Source organism: Paenibacillus sp. MCAF9 (genome assembly GCF_052114265.1).
Taxonomy (GTDB): Bacteria; Bacillota; Bacilli; order Paenibacillales; family Paenibacillaceae; genus Pristimantibacillus.
In genome coordinates this window covers 250829-268256 of the sequence record NZ_JBFREL010000005.1, presented here as the reverse complement: position 1 = coordinate 268256, position 17428 = coordinate 250829, and the positions used below count along the sequence as shown (strand labels likewise).

General features: G+C 40.6%; 15 protein-coding genes. 3 read left to right on the top strand and 12 right to left on the bottom strand.

Features of this window, described 5'->3' with window-relative positions:
* Window positions 1–8: 8 nt before the first annotated feature.
* Window positions 9–944 carry an AraC family transcriptional regulator gene (locus AB4Z45_RS11475; RefSeq protein ID WP_441909360.1) on the bottom strand — a complete coding sequence of 312 codons (936 nt, stop codon included), beginning with the start codon at window positions 942–944 and terminating at the stop codon, window positions 9–11.
* A gap of 178 nt (window positions 945–1122) precedes the next feature.
* On the opposite strand from AB4Z45_RS11475, the gene AB4Z45_RS11470 reads away from it, so the two are divergent.
* A complete protein-coding gene (locus AB4Z45_RS11470) occupies window positions 1123–1767 on the top strand; it encodes a phosphatase PAP2 family protein (protein WP_441909359.1) in 645 nt (214 codons plus the stop codon).
* A gap of 114 nt (window positions 1768–1881) precedes the next feature.
* Here AB4Z45_RS11470 and AB4Z45_RS11465 read toward each other — a convergent pair whose 3' ends face one another.
* The 7 genes from AB4Z45_RS11465 to AB4Z45_RS11435 form a co-directional block, all read right to left on the bottom strand.
* Complete coding sequence (locus AB4Z45_RS11465) at window positions 1882–4281, bottom strand: hypothetical protein (RefSeq protein ID WP_441909357.1); 2400 nt, start codon at window positions 4279–4281, stop codon at window positions 1882–1884.
* A 78-nt stretch (window positions 4282–4359) separates the two neighbouring features.
* The gene (locus tag AB4Z45_RS11460) at window positions 4360–5964 is read right to left on the bottom strand and encodes an extracellular solute-binding protein (RefSeq protein ID WP_441909356.1); all 1605 of its coding nucleotides are present in this window, start codon (window positions 5962–5964) and stop codon (window positions 4360–4362) included.
* A gap of 45 nt (window positions 5965–6009) precedes the next feature.
* Window positions 6010–6906 (bottom strand): carbohydrate ABC transporter permease, encoded by an 897-nt coding sequence (locus AB4Z45_RS11455; protein WP_441909354.1) that lies wholly within the window; start codon window positions 6904–6906, stop codon window positions 6010–6012.
* A gap of 30 nt (window positions 6907–6936) precedes the next feature.
* The gene (locus AB4Z45_RS11450) at window positions 6937–7887 is read right to left on the bottom strand and encodes an ABC transporter permease (RefSeq protein ID WP_441909353.1); all 951 of its coding nucleotides are present in this window, start codon (window positions 7885–7887) and stop codon (window positions 6937–6939) included.
* A gap of 171 nt (window positions 7888–8058) precedes the next feature.
* Window positions 8059–9771: a sensor histidine kinase gene (locus AB4Z45_RS11445; RefSeq protein ID WP_441909352.1), complete on the bottom strand. Its 1713-nt coding sequence runs from the start codon at window positions 9769–9771 to the stop codon at window positions 8059–8061.
* A 3-nt stretch (window positions 9772–9774) separates the two neighbouring features.
* Window positions 9775–11328 (bottom strand): response regulator transcription factor, encoded by a 1554-nt coding sequence (locus tag AB4Z45_RS11440; RefSeq protein WP_441909350.1) that lies wholly within the window; start codon window positions 11326–11328, stop codon window positions 9775–9777.
* Between the two features lie 195 nt (window positions 11329–11523).
* Window positions 11524–11982, bottom strand: coding sequence for an MFS transporter (locus AB4Z45_RS11435; protein WP_441909348.1), 459 nt, complete (start codon window positions 11980–11982; stop codon window positions 11524–11526).
* A gap of 142 nt (window positions 11983–12124) precedes the next feature.
* Between AB4Z45_RS11435 and AB4Z45_RS11430 the strand changes: the two genes are divergently transcribed.
* On the top strand, window positions 12125–13396 hold the full coding sequence (locus AB4Z45_RS11430) for a helix-turn-helix domain-containing protein (RefSeq protein ID WP_441909346.1): 1272 nt from the start codon (window positions 12125–12127) through the stop codon (window positions 13394–13396).
* A gap of 434 nt (window positions 13397–13830) precedes the next feature.
* Here the strand turns inward: AB4Z45_RS11430 and AB4Z45_RS11425 are convergent, their stop codons facing one another.
* The 4 genes from AB4Z45_RS11425 to AB4Z45_RS11410 form a co-directional block, all read right to left on the bottom strand.
* Complete coding sequence (locus tag AB4Z45_RS11425) at window positions 13831–14070, bottom strand: hypothetical protein (RefSeq protein ID WP_441909345.1); 240 nt, start codon at window positions 14068–14070, stop codon at window positions 13831–13833.
* 105 nt (window positions 14071–14175) lie between these two features.
* Window positions 14176–14397: a pentapeptide repeat-containing protein gene (locus tag AB4Z45_RS11420; RefSeq protein WP_441909344.1), complete on the bottom strand. Its 222-nt coding sequence runs from the start codon at window positions 14395–14397 to the stop codon at window positions 14176–14178.
* 295 nt (window positions 14398–14692) lie between these two features.
* Window positions 14693–15169, bottom strand: coding sequence for a hypothetical protein (locus tag AB4Z45_RS11415; protein ID WP_441909343.1), 477 nt, complete (start codon window positions 15167–15169; stop codon window positions 14693–14695).
* 207 nt (window positions 15170–15376) lie between these two features.
* Window positions 15377–16327, bottom strand: coding sequence for an SDR family NAD(P)-dependent oxidoreductase (locus tag AB4Z45_RS11410; RefSeq protein ID WP_441909341.1), 951 nt, complete (start codon window positions 16325–16327; stop codon window positions 15377–15379).
* Between the two features lie 450 nt (window positions 16328–16777).
* Between AB4Z45_RS11410 and AB4Z45_RS11405 the strand changes: the two genes are divergently transcribed.
* A complete protein-coding gene (locus AB4Z45_RS11405) occupies window positions 16778–17428 on the top strand; it encodes a transcriptional regulator (protein WP_441909340.1) in 651 nt (216 codons plus the stop codon).

Here is a 17428-nt window from a genome sequence, read left to right as displayed (position 1 = left end):
AGATTTGACTATGCAAGAGGTCCTATCGGCAAATAAATATCTACGACATGTTTTGTTTGTGGGTTTGGGTCTGGTTCGCTGACATATACTTCAAAACTTGAGGTGTCACGAGGAAGATAACCGCTTTGGGGCAGCCATTCGCCGCATAAATAGTCCCAAGCTTCACTATACTCATTTTGGTATATTTCAAAATGACCTACAGCGTATTTGCCGGAAGGAATAATCATGATTCCGACATCACTATCCCCTTTTTCGATGACCTTCGCAGCACTGCTTGGGATTGTCACACACAGGCTGGTTCTTCGATGATGATCCTCTGTAATTTCCGGATGATCATGATAAATCGTCAACACTTTTATGCTGCTTGAATCGATGAGATTCCATTTGCTTAAATACGTGAACAACTGCTTCATAAGCGTTCCAAAAACAAGCTTTAACTCTTCATAGGTGCCAAGATGTCTCACATAGGCAACATTCATGTCGCCAATCGTCTCAATCGTTACCTTTCCTTTTACCTTATTTTCATCATCCTTTTTTGTCATTTTCAGCATACTTTCATGATAAGGAGATATTTTTATCAAGTCTTTGCAATTCTTGCGATAGTGATTTCTATAATAGCTCGGGCTTACAGCATAATAATTTTTAAACGCCCGTGAAAAAATCGCAGTATCCGTAAAACCAAATTGATAAGCGATAGCCGTAACTGTCATATCTGGCCGATGAATGAGAAAATTTAATGCTTTCTCCAGCTTCACTCGGTTTACGTATTGCAGCAATGATTCATTCACGATTCCTTTAAAAATTTTATGAAAGTGATACTTTGAAAACCCGGCAATGGAAGCAAGCTCATCTAGTGAAAGAGAATCACAGACATTTGCTTCTATATAATCCTGCACTTTATGAATGCGACGCAAATACTCTTTTTTACTTTGAGAAATTGTCATATATGATCCCTCCGCACCTTCAGGAGCAACATTACTCCATTACAGAATACAGAATAACATATGTTAAAATATGTTTTTCCAATAACGAATTCAATAATGTATTACATTTGTGTATTGTTCTGGCATCTGATGAAGTTTAGAATGAATAAAACTTCAAGAGAAGCGAGTGAGGACTAAAATGAAAATGTGGATAGAAAAATGGAAACACCTTTTAGGCATTCTTTCCATTCCTCTTCAGGGGTTTATTTATATGGGGATTGCCAGCAATATTGGACCGGACATTATTTTGGATTATTTTTGGATAGATACGTTAATTCCTTTTGTAAAATGGTTTATCTTCCCTTATATAAGCTGGATGCCCGTTTTATATCTAAGCTTTTTGTATCTAGCTGTTAAACATCGCCGTATTTATTGGCGTACTCTATTGATCTATAATATTTCCGTCATGGCATGCAATGTTGTTTTCTGGTTTTTTGCTACCCTTGTACCTCGGCCCGATGTTGATGGCGCTGACTTGGCGAGCAGGCTTGTTAATTTTATTTACGAGTCTGACGCACCCTTTAACTGTTTTCCTAGTGTCCACTGCTTAACGAGTTATTTGCTATTCATAACTTTGAAACGTGAATTAGTTGTCAAACTGTCTGTTAGAGTCTTTATGTACATTTTGTTGTGGCTTATTATCATTTCCACTGTCTTCACCAAGCAGCATGCACTCATTGATGTATTTGGAGGAATTCTCTTCGCTGAAGTGACATACCAGGTTGTCCATTATATCTCATCTCGAAATCAGCGGCGTGACAAGCTGGCTACTACAAGTATGTAGCGATGGACTTATGTCTTAACTGGAAGACTTACATAATGGAGAGTGGGTTTCCTGCAAACTTGCTTCCTCCAAAAAAGACCGTTCCCCTATTATGTATAGGAAAACGGCCGTCGCTTAATTTACTACTTCTTCCCGTTCTCCCCAAGTCGTCACTCTGACGCTAACTAGCGGCTTCGGATCGCCTTCGAATTTACAACTGAATGATAGCGGCTGTCCACCCGTTCTAACGATTGGCGCATCGGAGGAAGCATGAATGGTTCTTAGCAGATTCCAGTTCAGATCATAAACTTTACCGATTCTGTCACCTTCACAAACGAGATATTGATTCACGAAAATTTCCGTATCAAACGTCATATAAACACCGTTCGTATAAAAAGTTGGACGTTTAATCGAAGCATCATCGTTACCATATGAAGGAATGACACGCAGCGTAAATTTAAGCGGTTGATCCGCATATCGGTTGAAATGCGTCCAATCTGCTCCCCCTGGCTGACCTGGCTGCAGCTCCGCCGGGTTGCATACGAGCGGTTTTGAGATATGGACAGGGTATAAATTCCACTTCCCTTCACCTGAAGCTTCCAAATGCCAGTCGCTTTTCGGGTCCTTCAACCGTTCCCGTTGTTCGGATGTGAAGGCGCCGGCTTGTCTTGCTGTCTCCCACTCGCGCACGGATGTGAATACCGACTCGATGTTACCGTTTCGCCCAAGCACCTGCATATCGGCAACTAAAGCAAAACCAGCGTTGAAACCTGCCGCTTTCGATAATACCCACTCTATTTCATCAGGTGACGTCGCTTCGAACTGATCGGAAGCAGAACGAACAAGAAACCATCCAAGCATTGACGGAATGAAGTTACGGGCAAAATACCGCTGGTTGGTAAGCCGCCATTCAAGCTGCCCTTCACGTGTTGCAGCACCCCAAGGCTCGCCCCAGTTGAACCTTGTGAATACATGCCACAAATAGTTCGGAACGACAATGCTAGCATCATTAATAACTTCTTCTCCCCAGCCGTCATAACACATTTTCACAAAACGATTCACTCCATACCCGTCATGACCTGTTGCATAGCAGCCTTCCAAACCATCAAATGATATTTGCTTCAAGCCTGTTTTCATAAATAGCTCGTTGATACGGACGCAATATTCGTCCTGCAGCTCAATGTTCGGGAAAAATACATCGTAAGGGTGATCCCATAGTCGACCTATAATCGTACCGATTTCATGCGTCGCGATGGTTGTTCCATTTGCTCCACGCTTAACGCCTGTCAGCTTCCAAGGCGCACTTTCTGTAATTCCATCATATTCTATTTGTTCACTTCCGATTTGTGCTGTATGCCGGAACAAATGTAGTTGAAACGGCGCGGGATCATCAAGCTCGATACAATCTGCTTCTAAGTCAACCGTTGCAACTAAACGCGACATGCCTGCCATTTGCAGCCTTTCATCCGGCACTGGCGTTACATAGGAATCATTTAATGTCGTAAAGTTGGATAGTGTATGCACGCCGACATGAACACCCTCACCTTCTGCCATTGCCACAGAAGACTTTAAACCCTCATCCCCATTCGGGAAGCTTTTTGGCTTCAGAGTGAAATGTCCCCAATTGATGAATGGATCGGGATGATACACGTATTTGAGACCAGCCATTTTCGTAAAACGTACAGCTTCGGACATTGTAGATTCGGAGAAATCCGTAATCAGGTAGGATTGGTTTGCCATAGGCGATATTTTTCCCCAGACCCCTTCAATCATAGGATGAGGCAGTCCTTCTCCAATCTCAATCGCTTCAATCGTCTCAAGCACATGCTGTAACTCACAACCGAACAAAGCAATACTTGTTCCAACGATAGATGCGTCGTCCCCACTAATGGGTGCTACTTGAACAAGCGGCAAGTTCCATGCCGGACGACGAAAGCTTTTCGACCGATTTCTAGCAAATGCCTGCAGCAGGCTTCCTTCGCTTGTCGGCCATGCTGCGCAAACATCATACTCGAATTTACTATCGGATACTTGCTGACTGTCAGGATCCGGCTTAACGTTCCCGTTGTCCGAATAACTTTGCTGCACATTTTCCAATCGATCGAGCTCGATCGGCCACCCCCCGACGGTCTTGATATTCAATGCCTGAAGGCCGATCGCGAATTGTCCATTATGAACGACACCAACCGATTCACCGATCGAACCGGCAACCGTTGTCATATACGGTCCCCATATGGCCCCATCCACATCGGCGCCTTCAATACGCTGAATCTCAAATGTCGCATGCTGCGATTTTTCTACTATCAATACATCGACCACAGCACCGCTATCTGCAAATTCAAATGTTATTAGCCCCTGTACCGCATTGAAAGATGCCTTCGAGGGCACCTCTATTCGACCATCGATGACAATGCGAATAAGCACAGTAGTTTGCGAAGTTGATGCATACGCATGATCCCTGCTATCGTTCATAGCTGTGATTTGACCTTTTTCGTTCAACTGCAATTTTAAGGCTCCAGCGTTTATGGTATACATAGTTCTCCTATCTCCCTGCTGCATAATTTTTCATTTAAGCGCATCCTTAGATCGATAACTAACTTTGCAAAATAATTATCATTTTAAATTGTCGTCATATACTTGTTGCGCTTCGTTTAACACATCATCTCCGCCCATCTTTTTCCATTCAGCTACAAAACTATCGAATTCGCTCAGCGGTTTGCGACCCGTAATAAAATCTATAAAATTTTGCAGTGTATACTGTTTCAACTTATCTTGCGTTTCATTGTAGATGGGCTTGTTGAATGGTGCTAGAATATCAATATTTCTCGTTCCCTTGGCACGTGTATCCTTCGCAAGCTGACGCAGGCTTTCTTCAGATGTATATGACGTTTGAAATTCGTAGTCATTGAACGAGCCTGCCAACGAGTAACCGCCAAGCCCTATTTTTTTGCGTTCTTTCTCGTCTGTATATGGGGCGATGAATTCAACCGTTCCTTTGTCGCTCTTATTCCAATGGACACCTTTCTCTCCAAAGTTCATTTTTTCATAAATTTCCGGATCAAATTGAGTCGCCTCGAAAACTTGCATATATTTAATCATTTTGTCCTGGTCTTTTTCTAATTGCTTGCCGAACATAACACCCGATGCAAAGGCTGGGTTGTACTGTGATATGCCGTATTTCCCATCGGGTCCCTTAATTCCGCCTACAATTGCAAAATTAAAGCCCGGATACTTCTTAGCCAGCTTGTCATACCACTGTTCTCCACCAAGGAATGCGTTGCCCGGCAAGAACGCCCACCAATAATATTCAATCGCTCCTATTTTGTCCGTAAGCACTTTGTCTTCGACATTATTACCTTTATTAACGACAAATTCGGGATCAATCAATTCATTTTTATACCAACGGTTCAGAACTTCAAGCGCTTGCTTCGCGCCTGGTTCAATTTCTCCACGGACGATTACTCCATCTTTCTCGCGGAATATATTAGGATAAGCATCATATGCGCCAAACACGGAGCTGAAAATAGATTCGATATTTTCACCTGCTGCAGTGATGCCATACGTATCTTTTTTACCATTGCCGTCAGGATCCTCGTTCCGGAATTTCGTCAAAGCAGCTTCCATCTCATCTAGCGTTTCCGGTGTCTTTGTTATGCCTACTTTTTTCAACCAATCTTCGCGAAAACCTAGCTGAATACCATCGATACCAATATCCCAGATGACCGGTAATCCATAGATTTTTCCATCTCTTCTTATATACTTAAATGGATCCTCCCCAAGGTATCGTTTAAGCCACTCCGTATATTTCGGCATATTTTGTTCAATTAATTGCTGCGGAATTTCAGCGGCAACATCCTGCTGGAGAAATTTATCATAATCCGTGAACGAAGGCTCTTTCCACCAATCTGGAATTTCACCCGAGGATATGAGAAGGTTCAGTTTCTCTTTCATCGCTTCCCTGGTTGAAGCAATACTTTCCAAATCGACGTTGTACTTCTCTTTCAGTGCATTAAATCCGACAGAGTCTGTCGTTTGATTCTCATCTAAATTCCAAAACATCAATTTCATTTTTTTATTCGTCGCTTCTCCACTGACTGCCGATTGTTTATTCCCATTATCAGTCTGATTACCCGAGGAATCATTTTTGCCGCATCCCGCCATGATCGACATCAGCATGACTGTGGATAGCCCTCCTAGCAATATACGCTTTTTCATCATTTCAACCAGCCCTCTCTGTTTATGAAATATTATCTATTAGGGGGGTTACCCTTTAATAGCGCCAATCATAACGCCTTTGACAAAATACTTCTGGATAAATGGATAAACGACCAACATTGGAATGATCGAGAACATGACAACCGTGGCTTGCAGCTGTCTACCCGAAAACTCTGTTGTTTTACCGATATTTTGAATGACGCTGTTAATATCCGCCATGTTGTTTTGAATAATAATTTTGCGTAAAACAATCTGCAGTACTTGCTTATGAGGATCTGAAATGTAGATCATGCTGTCAAACCATGCATTCCAGTGGCCCACACCTACCCATAAAGCAATCGTAGCCAGCACTGGCTTCGATAATGGTATGACGATCTGAGTAAATATCCGCAAGTAACCTGCACCATCCACACGTGCCGATTCTTCCAGTTCTTCCGGAATCGAGCGAAAAAAATTTCGCATAATCAACACGTTAAACGCACCAATCATACCTGGAATAACAAGCGACCAAATCGTATCAAGCATATTCAGTTCCTTAATAAGCAGATACGAAGGAATCGTCCCCCCAGCAAACAACATCGTGAACAAAATCATGCTTGTAAACGATCGGTTGAAGGGAAGGTCTTTTTTTGCTAATGGATAGGCGGTTATGGCTGTGAAAAATATAGATAATATAACACCCAGCGCGGTTCGAATAATCGTATTCCAGTATCCTCTCCATAGCGCATCAAACTTAAAAGCCAGTTTGTAGCTCTCGAACGTGAGCTGTGTCGGGAACCATATGAAGCCTGATGAATAAGCAGCACTGTCTGCTCCTGCGCCATCTAAAGAAATCACGACTTGCGTCCAAAAGGGATACAATGTGATAAAGATAATGCCTGCCAGAATGAGATACAAAAAGACGTCGACTATTTTGTCTGCCGTTGATTTTTTTATGTTAATCATCGTTCTCGCTCCCTCGTCTAATTAAGAAAATTACCATATGGCATGCTCCTTGCCGCCGATCCATTTCACTATCTTATTTACGATAACGATCAGGATCAAAGCAACCACGGATTTGAACAATCCAACGGCCGTCGCATAGCTATAATTCATCTCAATTAAACCTTTACGATACACATAAGTATCGATTATGTCTGAAACGTTATACACTTTGACATTATACATATTGAATATTTGATCAAAGCCCGCATCCAAAATACCGGACATTGATAGAATAAGCATAATGGCTATAACGGGCGCAAGCATCGGGATAGATATATAAACCATCCTTTTAAACCGACCAGCTCCATCGAGTACCGCAGCTTCATACAACTGTGGATCGATACTCGAAATGGCTGCGAAATAGATAATTGAACCCCATCCGAAGCCTTGAAAAATACTCGTCGCCACAAGTATGGTACGGAAGTACCGATCATCCGCCAAGAATAACATCGGGTCGCCGCCTAATAGTTTTACAATGCCATTGATGGGACCGTCCAGGGAAAACAACGTAAAGAATATCCCAGCCATGACAACCCATGATATAAAATGAGGTAAATAGGATACAGTCTGAGCTAACCTCTTGAATTTCATATTAGAAATCTCACTTAATAACAATGCAAAAATGATGGGTACCGGGAAACCAAACACCAGCTTGCTTAAACTGATAATTAGTGTATTTTTCAACACAGTGTAGAAATATGTGTCGTTCATGATCTTTTCGAAATGATGAAGTCCAGCCCATGGACTTCCGATGATGCCCTGTGTAATTTTAAAATCTTTGAATGCCAACAATACGCCGTACATGGGGAGATAATGAAATAGAATGTAATAGACAACTGCCGGAATCATCATAATCAGCAGTACACGGTATTGTTTATATTTTTTTATCTTCTCCCTCCTCAGCACCTGTTTCGTGCTAATTGCCCTAATCGTATTGCTCATTGCTTTATTCCCTCCTTTTTGTAAGCGGTTCCATTGTGCTAAAGAGAATATATCATAGGAAAGTTATTTAATAATTATCAAATATTTTAGAAATGATGCAGTTTATTACGGAGTTAAAAAAACCCGTCCGGCTAGCCGGCGGGCGAAGTTGAATTTGGGAGAATAAGTTGTTTATACTGCGGAACTATACAAACTTTGTGGAATAACGATGGTCATAACTGTACCATAGCCAAGTCGACTTTGGATGGAGATGCCGTATTTAGTGCCGAACCGCAGTTGCAGACGTTCGTTCACATTTTTGAGGCCATATCCTGTCGATTGCATCGTAAGTATCGTATCGATCGTCTCCTTTTCCATACCTGGACCGTTGTCTTCAATCGCGAAATTGACCGTCCCTTTATCAAGCCAGGCACTAACATACAGTAGACCCTTTCCATTATTCTTCTGTTTGATCCCATGCTTGATTGCATTTTCTGCGAGCGGTTGAAGAATTAAATTTATGGTTGAATAATCGTTAACCTCCTCATCGATCTTATAAACCACATCGAAGCTATAATCACCCATAACCTGAATAATCTCAATATAGGATTTGATATTTTCCAATTCGTTACGCACAGTAATAATATTGTTGCCTTGATTAAGAGCCGTTCGATAAAATTTCGACATCGATGTAACGATATGACTAATTTCCGGCGCATCGTTTTTGAGCGCCTTCCAATTGATGAATGAGAGCGTATTGTATAGGAAGTGAGGATTGATTTGCGATTGTAGCGCTTTCAGCTCTGCCTCTTTCTGAATGATTTTACTTCGATAGGTTTCATCGATCTGTTCATTAAGCCGATTAAGCATCTTGCCGAACCGATTGGTCAGTTCGCCGATTTCATCCCTGGCCTCACTTTGAACCTGTAAATCCAACTCTCCCCATTCGACCCGCTTCATTATCGCATTAAGTGAGAATATCCGTTTGATAAATGTTTTGGAAAAGATCGAAATAATGATCAGCAAGCTGACAATACAAGCAAGGATCACGATTAGCGTCGCATTAATGATTGAACCTGCGTTATGGGACACAAGCGCTGCGGGTACGAAACAATAGACCGTCCAATTAGCCTGCACGATCTTCTTCTTGACAAGAAACATTTCCGTTTGTCTGATGTGTACCGTCCCCTCATTCATTTTCGTCATTTCTTTGAAGTCAAAGGCAATCAACTTTGCACTTTGATTCGCATATACGATCCGGTTATTGCCATCAGAAATAATGACAGCATACTCCTGATCGAGATCGGTAATGTTTTTGAAGAAACTGTTCTCATTAATTCGCATATAGACCATATTCGTATTGGGCTCTTTGAGAGTTTTTGGGAATTTATGAATGACAAACAGTTCGTTATCCTCATATTTCCATAGCGGTTCTATCCCCTTCATAGCTTCGTTGTACCATGGCTTCTCATTAACCCGTTTATATGAGACTACTGAATCGCCGAATTCTGGAACAGTGCTTTGCGTGTAAAAGGTAATTTTCTCAATGTCCTTGTCAAGGTTCATCATCATGATAAAATACGGATCCAAGAAATCTTTCAAATCCCGTGAAAGATTGACTAAGTCGATATAATCGTTGGCTACAATCTTCTGAAACATCTTCGTGAATACGATCGATCGAATCGCATGATTGTAGCGTTCAACCGAATTGTCAATACTCTGAGTAACGGTATTCACATTCTTATCAATCCCTTGCAGTGCCTGCAATTTGAGCATGTCCTTTGATTGATTGTAGGCGTATATGCCAAGCACCATAATAGGAATGATAATAACAATTAAATAAGAAAGAAATAGTTTTTGATTAAACCGTAAACGATTGAACAAACCATAGATCAGCCGTTTCATCGTTTATGCCTCTTCTCTGTATTTGGAAGGCGTTCGGCCAAAATGATTTTTGAATAACGAGCTGAAGTAGGAGAAGTTGTTATAACCAACATCCTGGCCGATATCGATAATTTTACGATTGGTTGTTATAAGCAGTTCCTTTGCCTTTTCCATTCGGTGCACGGTCATGAACTTATTAAGACTTATCCCTTTCTGTTTCTTGAATAGATGACTCAAATAACTAGGAGATAAATAAACCCGCTCCGACAATAATTCCAATGACAAGTCAGTCTGATATTCGTTCTCGATTATTCGGACGACTTCATCGATCGCTTTGGAAGTCGCTTCCAAATTCGTTTCGCAGAAAGACTCGTTTTCCTTTAGAATACGCAGTACTACTTTACGCAATTCGCTCAACTTTACCGTTTTATAGATGTCCTCCAAACTATGCTTGAATCTTTCGTTATTCTTTTTTATAGAGGCATTGAATGCAGCTTTGACAATTTCGGTGCACACATATTTTACATAGATAACCGTTAAATGCTCACTGTTTTGCAGAGCATCAAACAGTTGCTCGACATACAGCTGCGCGATATCATATCGGTTGTGCTGAATATTTTGCGTCAATTGCGTTAACACATCATTTACTACTGCTGTCATATCGCCCTGTGCAAATGATGTGCGGTTTGCCAGCATCACCGTACCCTCATCGAAAAAGAACTTGTTTTCCAGTATCGTTTCCATTTCGTGAAATTGTTTGTGGAGCTGCCTCACATCATCCATCAATCCGCTGATCACAACACAGATATCATTATCGTACATATCCTGGAATATCCGGATCAATTGCCGGCCAAGCTCCGTTATAGCTTCCAGCGACTCGTCGGGGGCTGTTTCCAAAAACAGCAACGCTTGAAACTCATTCAAATGAATAAAATCGACATTGCGATGAATGAGTTTGCCCAACTGCTCTTCGATATCGAGATCAAGCCGATCGAAAAAGCGTTTACGAGAATCCAGCATCAGCATCCGCATGTACGGATAATTTTCGAACCTGCCGGTAGGCACCTTCAGATCTCGTTTGTCATCCGTCTCCTCTGCCTTGCTGAGTATAATATCAGTAAGCTGCTTCTGCTTTTCGTATCTGACTTCCTTCAAATAGGCAGCTTCAAGCCTTTCCTGCTGAACCTTCAACTTCAACGCTTCTTCGCAAAGCTGGATGATCTCGGTCATATTTTTAATAAATTCGCTAACCTGCACAGGTTTTAATATATAATGGATGGCCTTCAGATCGATTGCCTTCTGTGCATACTCGAACTCACCATAAGCGCTCATAAACATCGTTTTGATAGGCTTACCTAGTTCACGAACCTTCTCTGCTAGCTGTAATCCATCCATCCCGTTCATCCGGATATCGGTGAGCAAGATGTCAATATCATGGCTTTCGATATACAAGAGAGCGCTTTCACCACTGTCAGCTTCAAAGATCTCCAAATGCAGTCCATATTTATCAACGAGAAACCTAACGCCGTCCCGTTCGAACTTGTCATCATCAACAACAAGCATTTTTAACAAGTACATCACCACATTTCGCCAGAAATATTTTCAACGGGAGTTTACCAGTAACTCAAGCTATTTATATACCAATACAGTACTATACTTTCCAGTTCATTAACAAACACATCTTTGCCAACCAGATTAGGGTTCAAAGTCCTTTCGTAAATTTGTCTCTTTTTGGAATCGTGCTTTCACCCGCCTTGAAGTTAGATCAAGCATTTAAGCGATTTCAGCATTACCTAAAATATACTGCGCGTAATAAATGTTAACCGCTGTATTAACCGACGTCATAATAAAGCTTAGAATCATAAAGACCACGAGCAGCGCCCAATACTTATTGCGAAAAAGCGCTTTCAAAGAGCTACTAAGCGGAACCGTATTTTGGACTACTGCTGGCTTGACTCTCTCTTTCGTCGTTCGGAAAGTAATCAATAACAACACCGCTGCAATCGCACCATAAATAGTAAACGTCATCATCCATCCCTGTTTGCCGCCACCGAATGAATTTACGATTGGAACCGTCATGGTCGAGACGAGCACCGCGCCAAAGATAGCCATCAACATACGGAATATGTTAAGCAAAGATCGCTCATAAGGATCTTGTGTAATCAATGAGTTCAACACACCATAAGGAACATTCGCTCCTGAATAAATAATGTTGAGAATGAGATAGGTCACGATTCATTTTGAATCCCCCTTAAATAAACCCACAAACTGTAAAGCGTTTTCATTTTTTACTGCACACTCATTATAGATGATCAAAAAATCGGAAATATGGTATGATTATTTGAATAAAAGTAAATTTATTTGGAGGCATTAGATGGAATTTAATCCTTCTTTTTTAGCTAAATTACTTCATGAGAGCTTGCAGCTGCCTGTTTATTGGTTGAGTGCGGATGATCCAAGCGGGCAGGAATATTTCGAATCCAACGCTCCTATCCCATTTTCAGCCTTACAAAATCCAGAATACTTCCAGCAATTAATAAAACGAACCTGGGATAAAACTTTTCCCGTTATACAGACAACGGAGTTTGAGGAATTTTTTATCGTGCAGCCCGTTTATTCGGATTTGAAGCGAGCAGGAACCATTATTATAGGTCCTTCCATTGATTATGTTCCTTCCGAGGAAACCGTTCGAAATCTCATGAATGACAATAATATTCCCAGAAAACTCCATCCAGCTTGGGTTGAATATTTGCGTAGTCTCCCTCTTGTCTCCAAGCAGAGATTATTTCACATTGGCATCATGGCACATTGGATTGTCAATCAAGAGGCGTTAGCATTGACGGATGTTCTTGAGTATAATTTCCGGTTGGACCAACGGTTTTTGTCAGAGGAAGCTATCGAGCTATCGATGTCTAATATGAAGGAATTTTCTAATCTTCACACGAGCCAGGAATTTGAACAGATATTATTACGGCATATTAAGAACGGCGATAAAGCTGCACTTAAGGATCTATTTGTAATGGGTGTAATTGGGGAGGCAGGCACACTATCCAAACGAAGTCATTTGAGAAGCCGCAAAAATATTGCCATCTGCGCAATTGCTGTAGCCATTCGAGCGGGTATGGAGGGTGGACTGTATACTGAGCTGGCATATCGCTTAAGCGATACTTACATACAGCATATCGAGGATTTAACGGATGTTCGCTCGGTTGAAACCGCGATGATAGACGCCTTCTTAGATATTACGGATCGCGTTAGCGAAAATCGGAAAGGCACTGTTTCTAAGCCAATCGCGAAATGCCGAGAATACATTTTTAATCATTTATATGATGCGATTTCTATCTCTGAACTGGCTGAGCTGACTGGACTTAACGGTACCTATTTATCCACCCTTTTCAAAAAAGAAACGGGACTCACGATCAGTCATTTCATCCATCAGGAGAAAATAGAAGAAGCTAAGAAGCTGCTCGATTTCACAAGTGAGTCGGTCTCAACCATCGCTACTCGTTTGAACTATTATGACCAGACACACTTTATTAAATCGTTTAAAAAACATGCCGATATCACACCTAAGCAGTATCGTGATCGAAAACGGAATGGAGATAAAAAGCCCATAAAAATATCCCCTTCAAGTTCGCTTTCTTGAGCGACCATTTAAAGGGGATGTGTGCGGGCTGCGCAGTCAGCCCGCGTGAATGGATCAGTTGGAGCCATTGCAGCTATGCAAAGAGAACTGCTCTACGTTATTAAGTTTACGATAGGGCGATTGAAAATCGCTGAGGTTCATTTAAACTCGATCCTCTCTCGAACGGCTTCTTACCTTTATGGTCAAAAGCAATTTACCACTTTTCACTGCAAGCAACACAATTCGTTCCCAAAACTCAGCTGTCGGTAGAAAATAAAGTATTAGACCGGGTGTTATTAGACCGGGTGTCTCTATTCCACGCTGATTCTCAATTGTAATATCATCAGACTTCATAAAATAAGTTTTAGACTGACCTCAGAAATTGAAACAGCGACAACCAAGGACAAAAAATAAAGTCCTAGACTATCGCTGTTTCATTGAACTAACGTTCCTCGTTAGCCTAATCTTCTTTTCAGAAACTTACCGTCAAAATCAAAAACAACAGGTGCTCCTTTTACTTTTGGAGTCCACCCTTGATCAAGCGACTGACAAATAAAATATTCAACATCTCTAGGTCTAATGATTTTAATATTTAGATGTTCTGTATTAGGGAAGTTTACCCAAGCACTGTCGATATCTGATTCAACGTAAACTTCAAGCCGCATTCCTCTAGTGATTTCATGTTCAGCTATCAAGATTATATATCCGCTTCCTGAGGAGATAGTCCATATGTAATTGTCATCTCTGACTGATATTCTTCTGGAACTCTTTTTGTTTATTGTCACTCGTTTCTCCCTTAATTAAAGTATCATTTCAGCAAGATGTGACTCTGTAAGCACTATGGAATGAATGGTGTTGTCTTTAAAAGTCATTCCATCTACCTTCTCTCCCGAAAAATCTGTACCATCTAGTGAGTTACCAACTAACACTGCAATGACAAAAATACAATTAGTAAAAATACATGCTTTTAGATTTGAATTGATAAACCTCGAGTTTTGAAAATCCGAACCAGCAAAATTCATCGAGAATAGGTACTCCTCAAAGTTGAGATTTGATAAATCAACGTCAGTTAAAACACCATCTTCAACACAAAGTCTTGAGAATGACCTTTGTCCCTATTGAATCATTTCCAAAAATCCAACCGCTGTAACTTCGCTGTTCATCCCCACACCCCCGTAACCTACTCGCGTTCGCGGGTGTGTCTGCCTGAATTTGCTTCTTCGAATAGCCGCTGGAGAACCAAGGGGCATAAGCCCCGCAGTGTGAACATGATGTTATCGGATGTCAGCGACTTCCTTGAGAAAATAAGCATAACACTTATTCAGATCCTTCAATGATGCTTCTAGCAACATTATTTGCCTCTTCCGTGTTCTTTGCTGGTCCTGATACATACCCATCAATTAGATTATATTTGTCATTTATATCATTCAATTGTAACCATACTTTGTCTAAATTAACTGATGTCATAATCGATCCGATCGAAATAAGTGATTCATTATCGATCTTAGTCAAGATTTCAAAATACTTATTGCCATCACGTTTTAGTTTTATTTCATACTTCAAACTATTATCTACGGTCATTTGACCAAATAGCATATCTTTTTCAAAAAGGCTTTTATAAAGATTTCCACTTATTCGTACCACCATTTGTTTTTCGAACTTAGACTCTTTCGAGTAGATTGTGCTGCTATAATTCGCTTCTATATGTCTAGGCTGATGATAATCAATTAAGAAATAAATAACTGCTGCAATTACGACAGTACCACTTAAAATTAATACTTTATATTTCTTCATTGAATCCACCCATCCAATTTATTTAGCTGCTTTACGATAACGTCTGCTTTACGAACTTTGTAAAGCATTCCATATGAAGAGTATTCGTGAAATTATTTAACTATCCTGCTCGTTAGCTTAATGAAGCATCGTCGCATCGTCAGTCTAACACTTTATTTTTCAGTCTAGAACTTTATTTTCTTTATACTTCTGCTAGTCCTGTTATGCTTACGACTCATAAAAATTACTAGTCAGCTCCGTGCTTAATCCCCATAGTTTCTCCGAATTTTCGATGTCGATAGCGTATTTAGGATAGCTTCCGGAACCAAATATGTTCTTCAATTGCTCTACACCTTTTTCGCTTTTGGATGGTGCAACTATCTCTCGCTTGTGGTTAATTAGCTGACCTGTTACATCGCGGAATTCATCTGAGGTACAAATATAAAAATAATTGTCTGCCATGCCGGCTGGTGGCGGATTCGTTAAATTTTGAGCCGTAGCAAGCACTTTCCAAAATGGGCTAAGTTTGCTTATCGTTTCTTTTGATAACTTTACTCGGTTGATTTGAAGTGCATTGATTTTAATTCCTTTACTTTTCAATTTATCTGCTAATTTGAAGGTTAAAATCAATAACGCCATTTTGGAGTCTCCATACATTTTATATACACTGTGACGCTGCTTGTTTTGCAGTTCACCGCGTAAATTATCGAAATCGATTTTTCTTTTGGGATCGAAAAAATTTTTAATATTGGTCGTACAGGCATTAAGAATTCTCGGGTCCTGCGATTTTTGAAGATGGTCTGTCAGCAAATTAGTCATTAAGAAGGGACCAAATGTGTTTGTAGCAAAAGATAGTTCAATATGTTCAGGACTAAGCTTATATTGCTTTTCTCCATGATTTAAGTAAGCTGCGTTATGTATTAAAATGTCCAAACGTGAGTATTTAGCTTTGAATGCAGCGCAGAATAAACGAATAGAATCAAACGATGAAATATCCAGCTCCATCAAATCTACATTAACATTGTTTGCTGCTAGTATGATTTCTTGTTGCACAGGTCTACTAATCTGCAAATTGCGGCAAGCCATGACAACATAATATCCTTCGGTTGCAAACTTCAGCGTTGCTGCTTTTCCGATCCCTGAATTTGCTCCTGTTATAATAACAATCTTAGCTTTCATGCCGAACCTCCTATTGAATATTTCACGGGATATTTTACGGTTACCCTTTAAGATTTGGTTCTTACGCGCTTGAACAAATGCTTTTAGTGCTTTTACTCAGTTATGTCTTCTCTATTATGAAGGTATTATGGTGCGAAGGATTGTTTCGATTTTATAAGCTGCGTTATCAGTTGGGTTCTTGAGAAAAATTGATTAGATGTCAATTGTTTGGGTGTGTTACTCAAGCTGTATATCAATAATATATCGTATTTTTTCAATTAATAGTGCATCTTACAAAAACTATGAGACACTTATGAATATTAGAAATAACGGCTATTGATGAAATAGTCAGCTGACGATATACTGACAACATAGGTCGTGAAGAACACGCCGCTGTCAAACAACCATTCCCTGCTTGGGAGTGTTTGTATGACAGCGGCGTTTTTATTTTGCAGAGTGGAAGTGTAATTTATGGCATCTCAATTTGAACACAAATATCAGGAATGGTTACAAGCCAATATTGATTCAGAAAGTAATCATAGAAGACTTGAATTGCTTAATAAGGGACTTGGCCACGGCACAGTTGAATTTCTACGATCAGTATGGTTCCCTGCTGTCGGGCATTTTGATCATCTGCTGCCTGAATGGGAAGTGCGCGATTTCAATAATGGCTATCGATATCTGGATCTTGCCTATATGCCAGGTGGTACAAAAGGTGGAATTGAGATTCAAGGATATGCGTCCCATGCTCGAGATCTTGATGTAAGACGATTTAAAGATTTGTGTAGAAGGCATTGTTTGTTATCTCTTGACGGTTGGATGCTGCTGCCTGTTGCTTACCCTTCTATTACGGACGAACCGCAACAATGCCAGCAGCTCGTTCTTGCTTTTATCGGTAAATTCATTTCTTCAGATGTGCCTTCACAGTTAATAAGCTCTGAAGCGGAAACCTTACGACTAGCACGACGTTTGCTCCGACCAATAACTCCTTTAGAACTCGCGGACCATCTCAGAGTAAGTGATCGACATGCAAGGCGTATTTTGTACAAACTCGTTGAACTCCAACTGTTAGAGGTTTCAAGTGGCCACCAACGTTGCCGTACTTTTAAAATTCGATTGTAA

Bases quoted from the DNA above. Each gene is read 5' to 3' on its own strand.
- AB4Z45_RS11475 (WP_441909360.1), bottom strand. From the start codon at position 944: ATGACAATTTCTCAAAGTAAAAAAGAGTATTTGCGTCGCATTCATAAA.
- AB4Z45_RS11410 (WP_441909341.1), bottom strand. From the start codon at position 16,327: ATGAAAGCTAAGATTGTTATTATAACAGGAGCAAATTCAGGGATCGGA.
- AB4Z45_RS11465 (WP_441909357.1), bottom strand. From the start codon at position 4,281: ATGTATACCATAAACGCTGGAGCCTTAAAATTGCAGTTGAACGAAAAA.
- AB4Z45_RS11405 (WP_441909340.1), top strand. From the start codon at position 16,778: ATGGCATCTCAATTTGAACACAAATATCAGGAATGGTTACAAGCCAAT.
- AB4Z45_RS11415 (WP_441909343.1), bottom strand. From the start codon at position 15,169: ATGAAGAAATATAAAGTATTAATTTTAAGTGGTACTGTCGTAATTGCA.
- AB4Z45_RS11460 (WP_441909356.1), bottom strand. From the start codon at position 5,964: ATGATGAAAAAGCGTATATTGCTAGGAGGGCTATCCACAGTCATGCTG.
- AB4Z45_RS11440 (WP_441909350.1), bottom strand. From the start codon at position 11,328: ATGTACTTGTTAAAAATGCTTGTTGTTGATGATGACAAGTTCGAACGG.
- AB4Z45_RS11445 (WP_441909352.1), bottom strand. From the start codon at position 9,771: ATGAAACGGCTGATCTATGGTTTGTTCAATCGTTTACGGTTTAATCAA.
- AB4Z45_RS11470 (WP_441909359.1), top strand. From the start codon at position 1,123: ATGAAAATGTGGATAGAAAAATGGAAACACCTTTTAGGCATTCTTTCC.
- AB4Z45_RS11420 (WP_441909344.1), bottom strand. From the start codon at position 14,397: ATGAATTTTGCTGGTTCGGATTTTCAAAACTCGAGGTTTATCAATTCA.
- AB4Z45_RS11450 (WP_441909353.1), bottom strand. From the start codon at position 7,887: ATGAGCAATACGATTAGGGCAATTAGCACGAAACAGGTGCTGAGGAGG.
- AB4Z45_RS11455 (WP_441909354.1), bottom strand. From the start codon at position 6,906: ATGATTAACATAAAAAAATCAACGGCAGACAAAATAGTCGACGTCTTT.
- AB4Z45_RS11430 (WP_441909346.1), top strand. From the start codon at position 12,125: ATGGAATTTAATCCTTCTTTTTTAGCTAAATTACTTCATGAGAGCTTG.